Raw genomic sequence first — 17,072 nt, 5'->3', positions numbered from 1 at the left:
GGAAGGAGCCTCAGGAAAACGGTTTACTGATTAGTGCGCGTTAGCGGGGCTGTTGTTATCCGCTGCGTTGTTCTGCTGGCGCTGGTGCATTTTGCGACCGTAGAACATCAGGATAATCAGGCTAACGATGAAGGTGCCGGCCAGTTCGAAGGAGCTTGCGCCCATCAGCGCGATGAAGCAGAACACGCAACCCAGTACCGAGCAAATCAGGCTAACGAAGTTGCGAATGTTGATGCCTTCGAAACGAATCAGGTCAACACAGGAGTAGAAGTAAGGCAGCATGGTCAGCAGTACCGCGATACCGGTCAGCTCGCCGAACAGGTCAGATGCTTTACCACCGGCGGAGTTCATCAGGGTAATCAGCACCATCAGCGCGGTCATTTTCACCGCCGCCAGCAGCAGGCCTTTTTTCGGGATACCGTTGCTATCGACTTCGCCATACACTTTCGGGAAGTTACCGTCGTTGGCGGCACGTACACCGGCCTGGCCAACCAGCATCATCCACGAGCCCAGAGAAGTCAGGCAAGCGAAGGCGGTGAAAGCGGAAACCATCGGAGCAGCCCAGCCGCCGAGAATGGTAGAGGCGCTAATTGCGAACGGCGCGCCGGACGCAGCCATCTGAGAAGCAGGATACATACCGGCGATAACCTGAGTCGCGGCGATATAGACGATACCGGCCATCGCAGTACCCAGCATGGTTGCCAGCGGTACGGTACGTTTCGGGTTTTTCACCATCCCGGTACTCACTGCGGCGGATTCTACGCCAACGAAGGCCCACAGGCAGAGCAGGATACTTTTAATGACCGCGTGGCTATCGGTAGTGCTGGAGGTGTTCCAGTTCGCCTGATAGATTGCCGCGTCAAACCAATGCCAGCCGACGACCGCAGTCATCACCACCGGAATAAGCACCAGTACCAGACCAATGGTGGTCAGACGGCTTACCCAGGTCCCGCCGAGCATATTAACGAAAGTAAAGATCCACACGATGGCAATACAGGCAATACCTGCTGGCACCGGGTTATTTAAAATTGGGAAGAACGTAGAGAGATAAGAGACGGCGGTAATACCGATTGCCAGGTTACCAATCCAGTTTGCATGATAATAAAGGACGCCGGTCTGGAAACCGAAGGCCGGAGAAATTTCCCCTGCATAAGCAATTGGACCACCCTGCTGCGGGTTCTTGGTCGCCAGTCGGGCATAAACATAAGCCAAAGACATCGCGCCAATAATAGAAATTACCCAACCCCAAATGGCAATACCACCGATGCTGGCGAGGTTCGCAGGTAATAGTGCAATACCGCTCCCCATCATATTACCGGCGACTACGCCGGTACAGGCAAATAGCCCGATCTTCTTGGCAGAACTCATGGTTGTTTTTCTCCTAAGTTTATTTGGGAGGTACAGATCATGATATAGAACCATTTATTGACCCGACCAACTGCCAACAAGATTACTGATTCGTACGAGATAAATCCTAAAGATAAAGTGAAATAACTACAAACATCAGACAAATGATATTTTGACCTTTTTCGATTAACATATAAACATGACATGTTGATATCAAAAAAAGATAAACATCGTATACTTACAAAGAGTTATAGAGTCACTTCGGTGTTGAAATTGTGTTACCAGGCAGGAAAACAACGCTTATTTCAGGTAACAATCAGAGTGCTCATGAGATACATAAATTTAACCTCATCATACTCAAAACCATGAGCATGATGAGGGTTTACTTATTCTGAAGCGAGGAAATTATCGAGATACGGTACTACGCGGGTGACGGAGGTCTGGAATACTCCGTTTTCAATCCAGTACAAGGTGTTTTCGCCAGGGCGTAAATTAAACGCCGTCAGGTAGGCATCGGCAGCTTCGCGGTTCTGTCCTTTCATCTCATAGACTTTACCGAGCAGCACATAATTCATCCACGACATTTCTAAATCAATGCCCGTGTTGATAGCGCTGTACGCTTCATCTATTTTCCCTTTGCCTAACATATCTACCGTTTTTATCTGGTAGAAGATCGCCATATCTTTAATGCCGGGCATTTCACCTACTTTCCCAACCTCGGCATACAGCGTCGCTAATTGTTTTTCATCCAACGGCTGCTGCGAATGACGTAATACATCCACCAGCGCTTTTTCGGCGTAAGCATAAATAAAGTCCGGCGATTGTTTAATGACGTCATCAAGTATATCGCTGGCTTTACCGAGTGAATCGACATCGCCTTTCATTAATAGCTGATGGGCCTGATAAAGACGGGTTAACGAAGGGCTTTGCGCGGGTTGATACTGTTTCAGCATCGCTTTCATGCGATCCGGCCACGGCTGCATTAGCGCGGTTGATAGACTATCCAGCAGGTCATTCTGGATGGTGAGCTGGTTATCCATGGTAATAAAGTAGCGTTTATCGAGCATCGTCGAGCCGTCGGCGTTATCGACCAGTTTCACCGACATAAAGCACTGCTGGGCGCGATAGTGGCGCTGATTAACGAATTCGATGGTCAACGTTTTACCCGAACTGCTGGGTTCGTTGATGTTGTAGTTGGTTTTATCATGGACCATAAAGGTCGAGAAGGTATTGAGCGAAGTAGTAATCAGGCTGCCCAGCCCAACGGCATAAGCATGCTGCGACGCCCAGTTGTTGCATGAACTGCCGTTTACCAGGTGTATGTCGATATCGCGCGGGTTTAGCAGCAGGCGAGTTTTGGTTTCCGGCGGCCGCGATTCTATCGACGACAAGGCGACTAACGCGACGCAACTGCCCAACGCCAGCAGAAACAGCGTCCACACCCAGAAGGTGGTGATCCGTTTACGTTTTTCCGGCACTGCCGGCGCCGCTGGCGCGACAGATGGAGAAGAGATAGTCGGTGGCGACGTTTCAGGAACGGAGACAGGGGCCGCTGGCGGTACGACCGGCGCCAACTCTTCGCCCTCTTCCGTACACCAAATTACCGGGACCGTTAGCTTGTAACCGCGTTTTGGCACCGTCGCAATATATTCCATGCTGCCGTCATCGCCGTCTTTCAGCGATTTACGCAATTCGGAAATACTCTGGGTGACGACATGGCTGGTCACCACGTTGCGCGTCCAGACGTTATCGATAAGCTCGTCCCGGCTGAGTACCTCGCCAGGATGTTGAGCAAAGTAGACCAGAAGATCGATTAAACGCGGTTCGAGAGTAAGCTGACGTCCGTTCCGGCTAATTTGGTTTACAGAAGGAGTAACGAGCCATTCCCCAACGCGAACAACAGGTTGTTGCATAAAAAAAACCCCAGGACGAAAAGGGAAAGGCGCGATAATACCACATTTCGCCTACCTAATTATGCGGGTGGTCAATACCCCACACGTTTGGCATAAGCTACTCCCTTTATATACAAATCAGTTAACAGTCTATGAACATCGTTGTCATTTAATCCAAAATAGCCAGGGTCTATGCTGCGTCCATCAAGTCGTTAAGGAGACGCATTATGTTATTCGACCACTATTCCTTGCAGGCCCTGCCGTTAAACAACCGTATCGTGATGCCGCCGATGACGCGTTCCCGCGCCGGGGCCGGAGATGTCGCTACCGAACAGATGGCGGAGTATTACGCCCAACGCGCCAGCGCCGGTTTAATTATCAGCGAAGGCACACAGATTAGCCAACAGGGACAGGGTTATGCCTGGACGCCGGGCATCTATAATGAAGCGCAGATCGCCGGCTGGAAAAAAGTCACCGCTGCGGTACACCAGGCGGGAGGCAAAATTTTTGCCCAGCTCTGGCACGTAGGGCGTGTCTCCCATACCGTCCTGCAGCCGGGTAATGCCGCACCGGTTTCCTCATCTGCTATTCAGGCTGAAGGGGTGAAGGTCTTTGTCGATGTCGAAGGCCGCGGTCCGGAAAATGGCGTCGGTGAAATGGTGCAGCACTCAATGCCGCGCGCCCTGACCCGTGCAGAGATCCCGGCGATTATCGAACAATATGCGCAGGCCGCGCGCAACGCTATTGCCGCCGGCTTCGATGGCGTTGAGCTCCACGGTGCAAATGGCTATCTGATTAATCAGTTTATTGATTCTCGAGAAAACCAGCGCACCGATGAGTATGGCGGTTCGTTAACCAATCGCCTGCGTTTCCTGAAAGAAGTGGCGCAGGCCGTTGCCGATGCGATTGGTAAAGAGAAACTGGGTATCCGCCTGGCGCCGCTGACCACCTTAATGGGGTCGAAAGACGATACGCCGGAAGCTACTTATCTGGCGGCGGCCAGCGTCCTTAATGATATCGGCATCGCCTATATTCATATCGCCGAAGCCGACTGGGATGATGCGCCGGTGATGCCCGCCGCCTTTAAAGAAGCGCTGCGTCAGGTGTTCCGCGGCACGATGATTTATTCAGGGAAATACACCGTAGAACGTGCCGAAGAGGCGCTGGCCAAAGGCTGGGCCGACCTGATTGGTTTTGGCCGTCCGTTTATCGCCAACCCGGATCTGCCCTATCGCCTGCAGCACAACCTGCCGCTGAACCAGCCAATCAGAGAGCAGTTTTTCGGCGGTGGTAAAGAGGGCTACCTCGACTATCCTACCGTCGATGCGAAGTAAACGGAGCAAATCGCTTCCTGGAACTTAAATAAAAAACCCGGCAGCGCTGTGGCGTGCCGGGTTAAAAATAAGACTCTCGACGTTTATGTATAATTAATCAATGTGATTAATTATTTATACACTTCCGCCGTTGCTTCAAAGTTCGGCCCGTGTTCGCGCGCCGCGGTAATAATATAATATTTACCGCCCTTCTCATCTGCCAGCTTAGAAAGCTGATCGTGAAGATCAGAAGGTGAAGAGAATTGCCCGCCAGACGGTCCCACAGAAATACTGCCCACGTGAGTCAGTTTGAAATGCGAGGCTTCTTCTTTAGTAATTAATTGCGCTGCCGAGGCGCCAAAGGCAACTGCTGAAAGAGCTAAAGCGACTAATACCTTTTTCATCCTACATTCTCCTTGGATTAGAGCCTTAATTGAGGCTCTTTCAGTATAGACACAAGATTAATAAGCGCGCTATTTATCAGATTATTTTTTTACCATCTGCCACGCTTAGTAACGCGACGGTACCCCTTCCGGACGGGTCTTAAAACGACGGTGCAGCCACATGTACTGTTCCGGCGCCATCAGGATACATTGCTCAATAATTTTGTTCATCCATCTGGCGGTGGTTTCCGGAGAATCCAGCGGCGGCGTCGCCTCAGGCTGCAGCGCAATCAGCTCATACCCGGCGCCGTTGGGCTTTCTTCGCGGAACAAAGGGAACGATAGTGGCTTTTGACATTCTCGCCAGCATCCAGGTACCGGTGGTGGTCGCAGCATTATCAACATTGAAAAAGGGAACAAATACGCTGCTGGCGCGACCATAATCATGATCCGGAGCGTACCAGATGATCTCGCCCTCTTTCAGTGACTTAACCATACCTTTCAAGTTTTTACGATCCAGCATCGTCTTGTTAGAACGCAGTCGTCCCCAGGTTTGCAGCCAGTCGATCAGCGGATTATCGTTTGGCCGGTAAACGCCAATCCCCGGCGTGAACATGCCAAACATCCGCGCGCCGAGTTCCAGGGTCAGAAAGTGAATGCCAATCAGCAAAATACCCTGCTTCTGTTCCTGTAGTTCAACAACTTCATTGACGCCGCTGGTCTCGGTCCAGCGCTCAACGCGATGGGTCGGCCAGAACCATGCCATGCCGGTTTCCATCAACCCCATGCCCAGAGATTCAAAATTCTTAACCAACATTTCATGACGCTGCGCCGGGCTGAGGTGTGGAAAGCAGAGCTCGAGATTACGCTGCGCAATACGTACTCTTCCGCGCAAAAAATGCATGGATAAACGCCCCAGACCATGGCCCAGACGATAGATCAGCGGATAAGGAAGTTGTACCACCAGCCACAATAAGCCAATGCCCAGCCATGCCGGCCAGTAACGCGGGTGTAATAATGAAAGAGAGAATTTGGGTAAATGCGACATCTGACTATTGCTCTTCAGGATCCTTGATTTACATGCCTGCGGGAGGCCTCAGTCCGAATTTGCGGATAAGGTACCCGATCCATAACATTTAGTTTTTTCCTATTCGTGCGGTAATACGCATACAAGTGTAGACTATAACCTGTACGCTGCCCTGGTATTAAACCAACTGTGTAACAAATTTATTATTAATTTTTTCGTACAGTGGCACGCAAGCTAAAGTTTGCGTTATTCATCTTCAACAATAAATAAATAGCCTCCGAAGACACGTCCCCGAAGGCTAAATATCGTTATGAACGAATGAAGGCCAGCAGATCGGCGTTAATCACATCCGCATGTGACGTGTGCATGCCATGCGGTAAGCCCGGATAAATTTTAAGCTCGCTATTCGCTAACAGTTTATCCTGGAGAATGGCGGCATTTTTATAAGGAACGACCTGGTCGTCGTCACCCTGCATTACCAACACCGGCACCGTAATCGCTTTCAGATCTTCTGTCTGGTCGGTTTCAGAGAAGGCCTTAATCCCTTCATAATGGGCTTTCGCGCTACCGGTCATCCCCTGACGCCACCAGTTCTGGATGGTACCTTGCGAAACCTCTGCGCCATCGCGGTTAAAACCGTAGAACGGTCCACTGGCAACATCGAGATAGAACTGTGAGCGATTAGCAGCAAGCGCCTTGCGGAAACCGTCAAACACTTCGATGGGCGTACCGCCTGGGTTATTGTCGGTTTTCACCATTAACGGCGGTACGGAACTGATTAATACCGCTTTGGCTACCCTGCCCTGCGGCTGGCCATATTTAGCCACATAGCGCGCGACCTGACCGCCGCCGGTTGAATGACCAACGTGAACAGCGTTATGCAAATCCAGACTTTCGACCACAGCAGAAGCATCGGCCGCATAGTGATCCATATCATGGCCTTCGCTTACCTGGTCGGAACGCCCATGGCCACGGCGGTCGATAGCGATGACGCGAAACCCTTGCGCGAGGAAAAACAGCATCTGGTTATCCCAGTCATCAGCGCTTAACGGCCAGCCATGGTGGAACACAATAGGCTGAGCCTCTTTCGGACCCCAGTCTTTAAAATAAATATTAACGCCATCTTTAGTTGTTACGAATGCCATATCACGAGCTCCTCTATTGAAAATATGACAACTTCTCATTAACATTCAATTGGTTACATTCAGCGCTGATATGATGTTTTCCCTTTGTTTGCGAAAAACCTCAATGGCAACGGTGCCACAAAGTGTAGAAGATGATGGCTCATTTAGCTCATCCCTCAGCAATTTAATATCATCGCAGAAGCTAAAATACGCCTTGTGCCGTTGAGAGTTAGCTCATATTACCTATTGATTAAATATGCCTTTTCGATATCTTTTATTTTATAGATAAATATCAGCGCGTTATGCCAAAAATAAATAATTAAAATATTTTTATCTTATACTTACGCTCTGCTGTAAATTTCTCTCAAATAGATTTCTTCAGATTATTCTCCGAGAAAAAAGAATAAACCAAATGATCCACGTGCTCATTTTTAAACCGAAGCGGTTGTTCCTCACTGACCTAATCCACGCAGAATGTTCGCCGTTAATTGTGAGCCAGGCAACGTCCTGAGCGATGCCCTTCTGTCAATACTGTACAAACCACAGAAAACCGCCATACTCAGGCGCAAAGCCTGTGATTTTCAAGGGGTAAATTTTGCCTGTAGCAATCCCGGATAGCAAAACGAATAAGAAAGGAATGACTGCGATGCACTACAAATTGGTTAAGCAACTCAAAGATGATAATACATTAAGAAAAAGCTTTATTGATTTAGCCATCAAAACGTTCGATCTATCCTTTGACGCCTGGTATCAGCAAGGGTACTGGAGTGAATCCTATATCCCCTACGCTTTCGTTGATAAGAATAAAGTTATCGCCAACGCCTCCGCGAATATTATTGATCTGGTCTGGCAAGGCCAACCTCGACGCTATATTCAAATAGGTACGGTAATGACCAACATTGATTACCGTAATAAAGGGCTTGCCGGACAGTTGATACAACATATCCTTGATGACTGGCGTGACAAAGCGGATGCTTTTTTCCTGTTTGCCAACTCCACCACCGTCGATTTCTACCCCAAATTTGGCTTTACGCGGACCGACGAATATCAATATGTTGCGCCCGTTTCGCCGACTCCCGGCGACTTCCGTAAACTGGATATGGATAGTGTGCAGGATATTGCCCTGCTTAAGCACTACTACCAGAAATCCAACCCCTTTTCACAGCTACGAGTGGAGAATAACTTCGGTCTGCTGATGTTTTACTGTTCGGCGTTTATGAAGCATTTCGTGTACTACTCGGAGAATAACCAGGCCGTCGCCATTGCGATGCAAAGCGCCCATGAGCTGATCTGCTTTGATATTTTTTGCGATGCCGGACAATCCATGGCGACCATTATCAATGAACTCGCCCAGCCGCAATCGCAGCAGGCGGTGCTTGGTTTTACGCCGAAGGAAGCGCGCCTTGGCGAGTACGAAAAAATAGACGGCGACGATATGTTGTTTATCTATTCCAACAAAGAGAACATCTTCCACGACAACAAATTGATGTTCCCGCTGCTGGCGCACGCCTGATGCCGGGCCGCAGGTCATCTATTTAACCTGCGGCTGGTCGGCGTTGTTTCTTCCTGGAAAACAAAATAAACAGTACAATCGATTGTTGTTTTTTTGTTAAATCCAGGAGAAGCGCCACTTGCCCCTTTTTGACCTGCAGGATCTCTACGCCTTTTTAGCCCTCAGCGAGCACGGCAGCTTTCGCTACGCCGCCGAGGCGATTTGCATTTCGCAATCGGCGTTAAGCAGGCGAATTGAAAAGCTGGAAACCGCTTTGGGGGTGAGATTGTTTGACAGAACCACTCGCCGGGTGACCCTCACGCAAACCGGGAGAGCCTTTGCCCCAAAGGCGCAGCATCTGCTTTCCGAATTTGAAGATGCTCTGGACGGTATTAGCGACCGCGCCGCTTTCGGCAACGGAATGGTGACGGTTGCCTGTGTCCCCTCTGCCGCCAATTTTTTTATGCCGCAGGTTATCACCCAATTCCGTCAACGTTTTCCTAAGGCGCGGATCAAGGTCATTGATACCAGCGCCGGAAATGTTTATAGCGCCGTGCAGAATCACCAGGCGGACTTCGGCCTGAGTTTTCTCTCCGAAATCGCGTCCGAGGTGGTGTTTACGCCGCTGGTTCATGAACGCTACCTGGCGGTTTGCCGACGCGACGATCCGCTGGCACAACGTCATAGCCTCAGCTGGCAGGAGTTTTTTAATCGGGATTACATCTGGCTCGATAAGATCTCCGGCAATCGTCATCTGCTGGACGGCGCCCTGAGCAACGTAGGGCCGCGACGCACTGCGGTTTGTGAAACCCGCCATGTCACGACGATGCTGGGCATGGTGGATGCCGGCCTTGGTATCGCGGCAATACCGGCGATGGCGCTGCCGGCCTATGCGCACCACGCGTTAGTGAGTATTCCGCTAGTGGAACCTGAAGTGAAAAGACAGGTGGGACTGATAAAAAAAGCGGGCAGAGCGTTACCCCCTCTGGCCGCGGAGCTCGAAAAAGCCATTACCGATTTTTACCATCCCACCGCATGATTAGCCCTCTTCCGGTAATTCACAGGCGTTAGAGGGTAAAGGATCCATGCCTGTGCGACGAATTTCCGCCTGCGCCGGGACTGAAGCCAGATAGCACAGCAGTTGCTTCGCCTGGGACTGCGCGGATGAATCGGCAACCACGGCGCCCGCGAAGCGAGTAACGTATTGCACTTCATCCGGCAGACGACCAACGAACGTCACGCCGCTGACCGGCAACAACTCGCTAACCTGCTGAAACCCTATCGCATAGTCCCCTTTAGCTACCAGCGAAGCTACGGGGATTTTTTCGATCATTTTTGCTTTGGGGCTTGCCTGCGCGGCAATATCCAGTTTTCTGAACAGCTCCTTTTCAACATAGCGCCCGCTGGCGCTATCCGAATAGGCGATGGATTTCGCCTGCAGCAATGTCTGTTTCAACGCGGCGACGCTACTGATATCCGGCACCGGGGCGCCCTTTGGCACAACGGCGCCAATTCGTGAGTCCGCCAGTTCAATACGCGACCCCGGCATCACTTTGCCCTGCTTCTGCAAATCATCCAGGGCGTATCCCACCATGATCACCACATCCGCCTTTTGCCCTGCCGCCAGGCGCTTCGGTATCGCCTCCGCGGATTTCCCCATCGAGGGCCCATGAATGATATGCAAGGTATTGCCGCTTTTTTGCTGATAGTCGGGCGCCAGTTTATCCAACGCCGCGGAGAAGCCGCCGGAGATCATCACCGTGATCTCCTGCGCGGCGGCAACTTGCGCATAGCCGCAGGTAAATACCAGTAACGAGAAAACCCATGATTTACGTTGCATATTCACCTCTTAACCCAAAGAATTTTGCGTTTTCAATGCCTGCCGGGAAACGCGTTGATAGAGATACAGCGTCGCCAGTAGCGCGCAGATTGCCGCAAAACTCATCCAGTAGCCGGGCGCCGCCTTATCCCCGGTAACTTTAATTAACGCGGTGGACATCGCCGGCGTGAAACCGCCAAACAGCGCGGTAGCCAGGCTGTAAGCCAGAGAAAAACCAGCAACCCTGACCGACTTAGGCATAATTTCCGTCAGCGCCGGGATCATCGCGCCGTTATAGATGCCGTAAATGAAGGAGAGCCACAGCAGCACGGACAACATCATGGCGAAGTCCGGCATGCGGGCCAGCAGCGATAACGCAGGCCAACTGGTGAAAATAGCCAGCAGCGTCATGCTGACCAATACCGGTTTACGACCAAACCTATCGGAAAGCATACCGCCGATAGGCAGCCAGATGAAATTAGAGATCGCCACCAACAGCGTGACCAGCAGGCTATCCGAGGCGCTTAATAACAGCACGTTTTTGCCAAAGGTTGGCGCGTAGACCGTGATCAAATAGAACGCGGTAGTGGTCATCGCCACCATTAACATCCCCGCAATCACCACCCGCCAGTTTACCAGCAGAATCGTCAGCGATTGTCCTAACGTCGGATGTTCCTTACGCTCCGAATACTCCGCGGTTTCATTCAGGTTACGGCGTAAAAAGAAGATAAAAGGTACGATCAGGCAGCCAATCGCGAACGGAATTCGCCATCCCCACTGATGCAGACTCGACTCGCTGAGCAGCATATTGAGCAGATAGCCCAGTGAAGCGGCCACCATAATGGACACCTGCTGACTGGCGGATTGCCAACTGGTATAAAACCCTTTACGTCCCGGCGTCGCCATTTCAGCGAGGTAAACCGAGACGCCGCCCAGTTCCGCACCGGCAGAAAAGCCCTGCAACAGTCGGCCGCACAGCACCAGCGCCGGCGCCCACAAACCGATAGTCTGATAACCTGGCACCAGCACGATCAGGATGGTCCCCATCGCCATAATCGACAGCGTGCCGATTAAACCTTTACGTCTGCCGACCTTGTCAATCCAGGCGCCTAACACCACCGCGCCAACGGGCCGCATCAAGAACCCGGCGCCGAAAACGGCGAAGGTCATCATTAATGAGGCGAATTCATTTTCGGAAGGAAAAAAAGTATGGGCGATATAGGTGGCGTAAAAACCAAATAAAAAGAAGTCAAACTGCTCAAGAAAATTTCCTGAGGTCACCTGCAGGATCACTTTGGCCCTGGCGCGAAACACTGAAGTAGCGGCAGTTGCGGACATCACACTCTCCCTGATTAACTGAATAGTTAACTCTCATTAACATTTAGGTAACCGTAAGAGTGCGGGAAGTTGTAGCCAGGAATAAGCGCATTTTGCGCATCTATTGATGCGTCTGACACATTAATAAAGCCTGCGAGTTAAGCGACATCAACAATGACGGGGCGATGGGTCTCCCCCTCCGCCCCGCCTCTATACGCTGATAGTGTGAACTCCGCTGCATTTCCCCCCAAGGCAATCCGGCTTGAGGGGGAGTTTTAACGAAGATCGCGTACGGCGACGTGATCCATATCGTCGAAGACCTGGTTCTCGCCGACCATCCCCCAGATGAAGGTATAAGCGCGGGTACCCACCCCTGAGTGAATCGACCAGCTTGGCGAAATCACCGCCTGCTCGTTATGCATCACAATATGACGGGTCTCCTGCGGCTGCCCCATCATGTGGAAGACGCAGGCGTCCTCATCCATGTTGAAATAGAAATAGACCTCCATCCGCCGCTCATGGGTATGGCAAGGCATGGTGTTCCACAGGTTACCCGGCGCCAGTTCGGTCAGGCCCATGCTGAGCTGACAGGTTTCCAGTACATCCGGCACGAAATATTTATTGATGGTGCGGTGGTTGCTGGTCAGGTTGTCACCCAGCGTCACCGGCGCTACATCGGCAGGAGTGACTTTCTTCGTTGGATAAGTGGTATGCGCCGGGGCGCAGTTGTAGTAAAACTTCGCCGGTTTTGCATGGTCGACGCTGGTAAATACCACCTCTTTCGCCCCCTTACCGACGTACAGCGCCTCACGGTGGCCGATTTCATAGCATTGGCCATCAACGGTAATACAGCCCGGGCCGCCGATATTAATCACCCCTAACTCACGGCGTTCAAGGAAATAGCTTACCCCGAGCTGTTTGCCGACTTCGCCGCCCACCGACACGCCGCGCTGCACCGGCATGACGCCGCCAACAATAATGCGGTCAATATGGCTGTACACCATGGTGTATTCGTCAGCCACAAACACTTTTTCAACTAAAAATTCATTACGCAGCCCCTGGGTATCCAGAGTTTTCGCATGCGCGCTGTGGATACTTTGTCTTACGTCCACGTTAGCCTCCAGGCAGATTCTTGAATGATAAAGCCCTCCTGCGGAGGGCAGAGATTAATGACAAACCTCATGCAATCATTGAGCTTGCAAATTGCACCAGGCAAATAACAAGGAAAATCAATTTATTGATTTTCGGCTGATAACCACAAAGAAGGAAAAAACACGCTTTTTCCTTCTTTGTCAGCAGTCTGAGCCCTCCTGCGGAGGGCGAGAATAGATTAGTGATTTGCCGATGGCGCCACGCTGGCGCCAGGCGCTTTCACCACCTGCGCATTGCCAAAACGTCTGGCGTACAGGGCGGTAATAATGGGCACTAAAATCGCGGTGACGATGACGCTTGCCGCGACCAGCGCCGTCGCCGAAGCGGCCACCGGTTCAAAGGCCGGATTAATCTGCGCGATGATCACCGGGTTCGCGACCGCCGCGCCCGCTGCGGAAGAGGCCGCGACGCCAGCCGTCCCGTTGCCGCCGCCGATAACCCGGTCAGCAATAATCAGTGGGATACCGGTAATGATGATGACCGCCACGCCAAGCACGATTCCCAGCAGTCCGGTATCCAGAATCACGCTCAGGTTGATAGTGTTGCCCAGCGCAAAACCAAAGAACGGAATCAGCACCGGGGTGGCTTTGCTAAAGAAAGCCCGGAAGTCGTGGTCGAGGTTGCCTAAGGCAAAGCCCACCAGGAATGGCAGCACCGCGCCGATAAAATGGTGCGGCTCGAAGGAAGCCAGCCCGGCGGAGCCAAGGATCACCATGGTCATCAACGGCCCGGACTCCAGCGACATCAGCACAAACGCGCCGGACTCTTCTTTACTGCCGTACTGATTCATCAGGCTGGCATACAGACCGCCGTTGGTCATATCCATTGCCGAGACAATAGCCAGCACCGACAGTCCGGCAAAGAAACCGGTCTGGACGCCATTTTCCGGAATGACCATCGCGGCGATAAAGGCCACAATCCAGGCGACGGCAATTTTGGTGATCACTAACGTGCCGGACTTACGTAATACGGTACCGGTGGCGCGCAAATCGATCGATGCGCCGATACAGAAAAACCACACCGCCAGGATTGGCACCGTCCCACCAATCATGCCTTTAGTGAATGAACCAAAGTAATTACCGGTATCCGGCGCCAGGGTATTAAGCACCGCGCCAAGCAGCAATGGGACCAGCATCATGCCGCCAGGGATACGTTCAATGGTTGCTTTGATTTTCATGTTTTATCCTCATCTCCACCCCACCTGAACGGCAAGGATGTGACTTATTCTTTCAATAGCGTTTGAAAAAATTCTTTCTGTTCATTGCATTACGAACAGATGAGAAAAGTCAGGAGTCTCAGGGTTGTGCGCACCACACTGATACCATGCCGTTATCATTGATCATGTGAAATAATGATTCAACGAAAACAAAACAGTGTTTTAGTTACCGTCATCACATATCAAAAAGAAATCGAACGAAGGATCGTTTATTGAAAACAAAAGGGAGGTGTAGCCACGACGTTGCGGCAATCAAGGGCGGGATGAAATGTTAGATAGATGTTTTAGTGAATTCGGTGACCTGCGCCGGGCAAAGCAAGACACGACGGTCTTCGCTTTGCCCGGCCAGGAAAAGTGCGTGGATCAACTACCGCGGTAGGTCGAGTAGCCATACTGGCTCAACAACAGCGGGATATGTAGCTTTTGGTTCTGTTCGGTTACGCTGAAAATAACCGGAATGACGGGAAAGAAGGTGCTCATATTATGACTTTTAAAGTAGTCACCGGTTTTGAAGGTCACTTTATACACCCCAGGTTCCATATTATCGGCCTGCGGATAGAGCGACTTGATACGGCCATCGGCATCCGTTTTACCGCTGGCGATATGCTGCCAGCCGCTGCCCTGCTGCTTATCGAGCTCAATCTGCACCCCTTGAGAAGGCAGACCGGTCTGCTGATTGAGAATATGTACGCTTAGTGTCCCTTCCGGCGCCGCAAGCGCGCTGAAGCTCAACACTGAAATAACGGAAGCGATAATTAACTTCATGAGCGATGACCTTATTAAGCAAGTGAATGTGTCATCACTATAGTCAGCGCGCTGGGAAATAAAATTAAACTTTTCGTTATTAATTAACGGGTAATAGCCGCGCGGATCTACGCCAAAGTCTTGTGTTGGATGGAGGAATAGAACGTAAGAGAAGCGATAATGGCACGCCCTACAGGATTCGAACCTGTGACCTACGGCTTAGAAGGCCGTTGCTCTATCCAGCTGAGCTAAGGGCGCACTGAGAAGCGGGAGCTTCGGGAGGTGCAATCGCGTGAAATTATACGGTCAACCTCCGGTGAGTCAATGCATTTTGCCGGGAAAAGACAGTAGCATAGCGAGCTTGTCGATTATTAACGCGATGTCTGGTTAAGGATTGTTCGCCCCACTCGTTGGCGACTCGTCCATTACGCCGCTATAGCGCGGGAAAATAGCCTGTTTTCCTCCGCCCCGCGGCGGAAAACCGATAAAAACGCAAACGATAACTGACAGCGGGGCTGGCTTCTGACAAAATATCCACATCCCCCTTTCGTAAAGTGACAGATGGAATCCTCTCTCTGATGGCAGCAAAAATTATTGACGGTAAAACGATTGCGCAGCAGGTGCGCTCTGAGGTCGCGGAAAAAGTGAAGGCGCGCGTAGCGGCCGGAAAACGCGCCCCTGGGCTCGCCGTTGTGCTGGTCGGCAGCAACCCTGCATCGCAGATTTATGTCGGCAGCAAACGCAAGGCATGTGAAGAGGTGGGCTTCGTCTCCCGCTCTTACGATCTCCCGGAAACCACCAGCGAAGCCGAGCTGCTGGAACTTATCGACACGCTTAATGCCGATAACACTATCGACGGCATTCTGGTGCAGCTGCCGCTGCCTGCCGGCATCGACAATGTTAAAGTCCTTGAGCGCATTGCCCCGGACAAAGACGTCGACGGCTTCCATCCGTACAACGTTGGTCGCCTGTGTCAGCGTGCGCCGCGTCTGCGTCCTTGTACGCCGCGCGGCATTGTTACCCTGCTTGAGCGCTATAATATCGACACCTATGGCCTCAACGCGGTGGTGATTGGCGCTTCTAACATCGTCGGCCGTCCGATGAGCATGGAGCTGCTGCTGGCGGGTTGCACTACTACCGTCACCCACCGTTTTACCAAAAACCTGCGCCACCACGTCGAAAATGCCGATCTTCTGATTGTCGCGGTCGGTAAACCGGGCTTTATTCCGGGTGAATGGATTAAAGAAGGCGCCATCGTGGTGGACGTCGGCATTAACCGTCTGGAAAGCGGCAAAGTGGTCGGCGACGTGGTGTTTGAAGACGCGGCGGAACGCGCCTCCTACATTACGCCCGTGCCGGGCGGCGTCGGCCCGATGACCGTAGCGACCCTCATTCAGAATACGCTGCAGGCGTGCGAAGAGTATCACGACATTCAGGAGGCCTAAGATGGCGAATTTTTCTCTGGGCAAACACCCGCATGTTGAACTGTGCGACCTGCTGAAGCTGGAAGGCTGGAGCGAAAGCGGCGCGCAGGCCAAAATCTTCATCGCCGAAGGGCTGGTGAAAGTCGACGGCGCGGTGGAAACCCGCAAACGCTGTAAAATCGTCGCTGGGCAAACGGTGACCTTTGACGGTCAAAGCATTACCGTTATCGCCTAATCCTCTCTGGCGCCGGTCCCGGCGCCAGCGCTCTCCCGCAGGAAAATCAGAATAATGCGGGGATGTAATCCTCAAATACCCTACGGATAATAGGCTTTTATTTGTAGAATATAAGCCAATGCCAACTATCGTCACTCATGCCGCCGTTCCACTGTGTCTGGGGTTAGGGCTGGGATGCAAAATCATTCCCCCTCGCCTGCTGCTGGCTGGCGTGGCGTTGGGCATTTCTTAGTGTCTGCCTGTTATCCCATAGCCTGCTCGATGCCATCACCGGTGGTGGTAAAGGCGTCGGCTGGCTGTGGCCCTGGTCCGATCAACGCTTCTTCCTGCCCTGGCAGGTGATTAAAGTGGTGCCATTCGCGCTATCGCGTTATGCCACGCCTTATGGTCATCAGGTGATCCTCTCCGAGCTGCAGTGGGTCTGGCTGCCTGGTTGCGTACTGGCGTTACTACTCTGGTTGTATCGTCAATCTATTCAACGTTAGGGATTAACAGCGGCGATAGCGTTATTCAGTTTATTGCCCGTTACAGCCGCAAAATATCCTCCTGCCGGCATCTGAATCTGCCCGAATCCGTATGCGTTTTTCA

General features: G+C 51.8%; 15 protein-coding genes, 1 tRNA gene and 1 pseudogene. 6 read left to right on the top strand and 11 right to left on the bottom strand.

Going from position 1 to position 17,072, the window contains the following annotated elements:
• Positions 1 to 30: 30 nt before the first annotated feature.
• Both cadB and cadC read right to left on the bottom strand, forming a co-directional pair.
• The gene (gene cadB / locus AC22LX_RS14700) at positions 31 to 1,368 is read right to left on the bottom strand and encodes a cadaverine/lysine antiporter (RefSeq protein ID WP_487334047.1); all 1,338 of its coding nucleotides are present in this window, start codon (positions 1,366 to 1,368) and stop codon (positions 31 to 33) included.
• A gap of 365 nt (positions 1,369 to 1,733) precedes the next feature.
• Positions 1,734 to 3,260 carry a lysine decarboxylation/transport transcriptional activator CadC gene (gene cadC, locus AC22LX_RS14695; protein ID WP_047049462.1) on the bottom strand — a complete coding sequence of 509 codons (1,527 nt, stop codon included), beginning with the start codon at positions 3,258 to 3,260 and terminating at the stop codon, positions 1,734 to 1,736.
• 206 nt (positions 3,261 to 3,466) lie between these two features.
• Here cadC and AC22LX_RS14690 point away from each other — a divergent pair, with 206 nt between their 5' ends.
• Positions 3,467 to 4,573 (top strand): alkene reductase, encoded by a 1,107-nt coding sequence (locus tag AC22LX_RS14690; protein WP_045393433.1) that lies wholly within the window; start codon positions 3,467 to 3,469, stop codon positions 4,571 to 4,573.
• Between the two features lie 110 nt (positions 4,574 to 4,683).
• Here the strand turns inward: AC22LX_RS14690 and AC22LX_RS14685 are convergent, their stop codons facing one another.
• The 3 genes from AC22LX_RS14685 to AC22LX_RS14675 form a co-directional block, all read right to left on the bottom strand.
• Positions 4,684 to 4,956, bottom strand: a complete 273-nt coding sequence (locus tag AC22LX_RS14685; protein WP_015367862.1) for a YdgH/BhsA/McbA family protein — start codon at positions 4,954 to 4,956, stop codon at positions 4,684 to 4,686.
• Positions 4,957 to 5,061: 105 nt separating this feature from the next.
• Complete coding sequence (locus AC22LX_RS14680) at positions 5,062 to 5,982, bottom strand: Kdo(2)-lipid IV(A) acyltransferase (RefSeq protein WP_045393436.1); 921 nt, start codon at positions 5,980 to 5,982, stop codon at positions 5,062 to 5,064.
• A gap of 287 nt (positions 5,983 to 6,269) precedes the next feature.
• Entirely contained in the window at positions 6,270 to 7,106 is an 837-nt protein-coding gene (locus tag AC22LX_RS14675) for an alpha/beta fold hydrolase (protein ID WP_045393439.1), read from the bottom strand.
• A gap of 625 nt (positions 7,107 to 7,731) precedes the next feature.
• On the opposite strand from AC22LX_RS14675, the gene AC22LX_RS14670 reads away from it, so the two are divergent.
• Both AC22LX_RS14670 and AC22LX_RS14665 read left to right on the top strand, forming a co-directional pair.
• Positions 7,732 to 8,598: a GNAT family N-acetyltransferase gene (locus AC22LX_RS14670; protein ID WP_487334046.1), complete on the top strand. Its 867-nt coding sequence runs from the start codon at positions 7,732 to 7,734 to the stop codon at positions 8,596 to 8,598.
• 118 nt (positions 8,599 to 8,716) lie between these two features.
• Entirely contained in the window at positions 8,717 to 9,616 is a 900-nt protein-coding gene (locus AC22LX_RS14665; protein WP_045393445.1) for a LysR family transcriptional regulator, read from the top strand.
• Here the strand turns inward: AC22LX_RS14665 and AC22LX_RS14660 are convergent, their stop codons facing one another.
• From AC22LX_RS14660 to AC22LX_RS14635, 6 genes are all read right to left on the bottom strand, one after another.
• Complete coding sequence (locus AC22LX_RS14660) at positions 9,617 to 10,417, bottom strand: substrate-binding domain-containing protein (protein ID WP_045393448.1); 801 nt, start codon at positions 10,415 to 10,417, stop codon at positions 9,617 to 9,619.
• Positions 10,418 to 10,426: 9 nt separating this feature from the next.
• On the bottom strand, positions 10,427 to 11,734 hold the full coding sequence (tcuC, locus tag AC22LX_RS14655) for a tricarballylate/proton symporter TcuC (RefSeq protein ID WP_487334045.1): 1,308 nt from the start codon (positions 11,732 to 11,734) through the stop codon (positions 10,427 to 10,429).
• 254 nt (positions 11,735 to 11,988) lie between these two features.
• The gene (gene kduI / locus AC22LX_RS14650; RefSeq protein WP_063448011.1) at positions 11,989 to 12,825 is read right to left on the bottom strand and encodes a 5-dehydro-4-deoxy-D-glucuronate isomerase; all 837 of its coding nucleotides are present in this window, start codon (positions 12,823 to 12,825) and stop codon (positions 11,989 to 11,991) included.
• 218 nt (positions 12,826 to 13,043) lie between these two features.
• Positions 13,044 to 14,042: a 2-keto-3-deoxygluconate transporter gene (kdgT, locus tag AC22LX_RS14645; protein ID WP_045393457.1), complete on the bottom strand. Its 999-nt coding sequence runs from the start codon at positions 14,040 to 14,042 to the stop codon at positions 13,044 to 13,046.
• Positions 14,043 to 14,444: 402 nt separating this feature from the next.
• Positions 14,445 to 14,846 carry a hydroxyisourate hydrolase gene (gene uraH / locus AC22LX_RS14640; RefSeq protein WP_045393460.1) on the bottom strand — a complete coding sequence of 134 codons (402 nt, stop codon included), beginning with the start codon at positions 14,844 to 14,846 and terminating at the stop codon, positions 14,445 to 14,447.
• Positions 14,847 to 15,006: 160 nt separating this feature from the next.
• Positions 15,007 to 15,083, bottom strand: a tRNA-Arg gene (locus tag AC22LX_RS14635).
• A 320-nt stretch (positions 15,084 to 15,403) separates the two neighbouring features.
• Here AC22LX_RS14635 and folD point away from each other — a divergent pair.
• From folD to AC22LX_RS14620, 3 genes and pseudogenes are all read left to right on the top strand, one after another.
• Positions 15,404 to 16,270, top strand: a complete 867-nt coding sequence (gene folD, locus AC22LX_RS14630; RefSeq protein WP_015367875.1) for a bifunctional methylenetetrahydrofolate dehydrogenase/methenyltetrahydrofolate cyclohydrolase FolD — start codon at positions 15,404 to 15,406, stop codon at positions 16,268 to 16,270.
• 1 nt (position 16,271) lies between these two features.
• Positions 16,272 to 16,484, top strand: coding sequence for a ribosome-associated protein YbcJ (ybcJ, locus tag AC22LX_RS14625; RefSeq protein WP_015367876.1), 213 nt, complete (start codon positions 16,272 to 16,274; stop codon positions 16,482 to 16,484).
• 118 nt (positions 16,485 to 16,602) lie between these two features.
• Positions 16,603 to 16,969: pseudogene (locus AC22LX_RS14620) on the top strand (metal-dependent hydrolase).
• Positions 16,970 to 17,072 lie beyond the last annotated feature (103 nt).

This window comes from Klebsiella sp. PK01, assembly GCF_057624675.1.
Note: the sequence above shows the minus strand (reverse complement) of the source record. Positions and strands in the feature narration are given on the sequence as shown.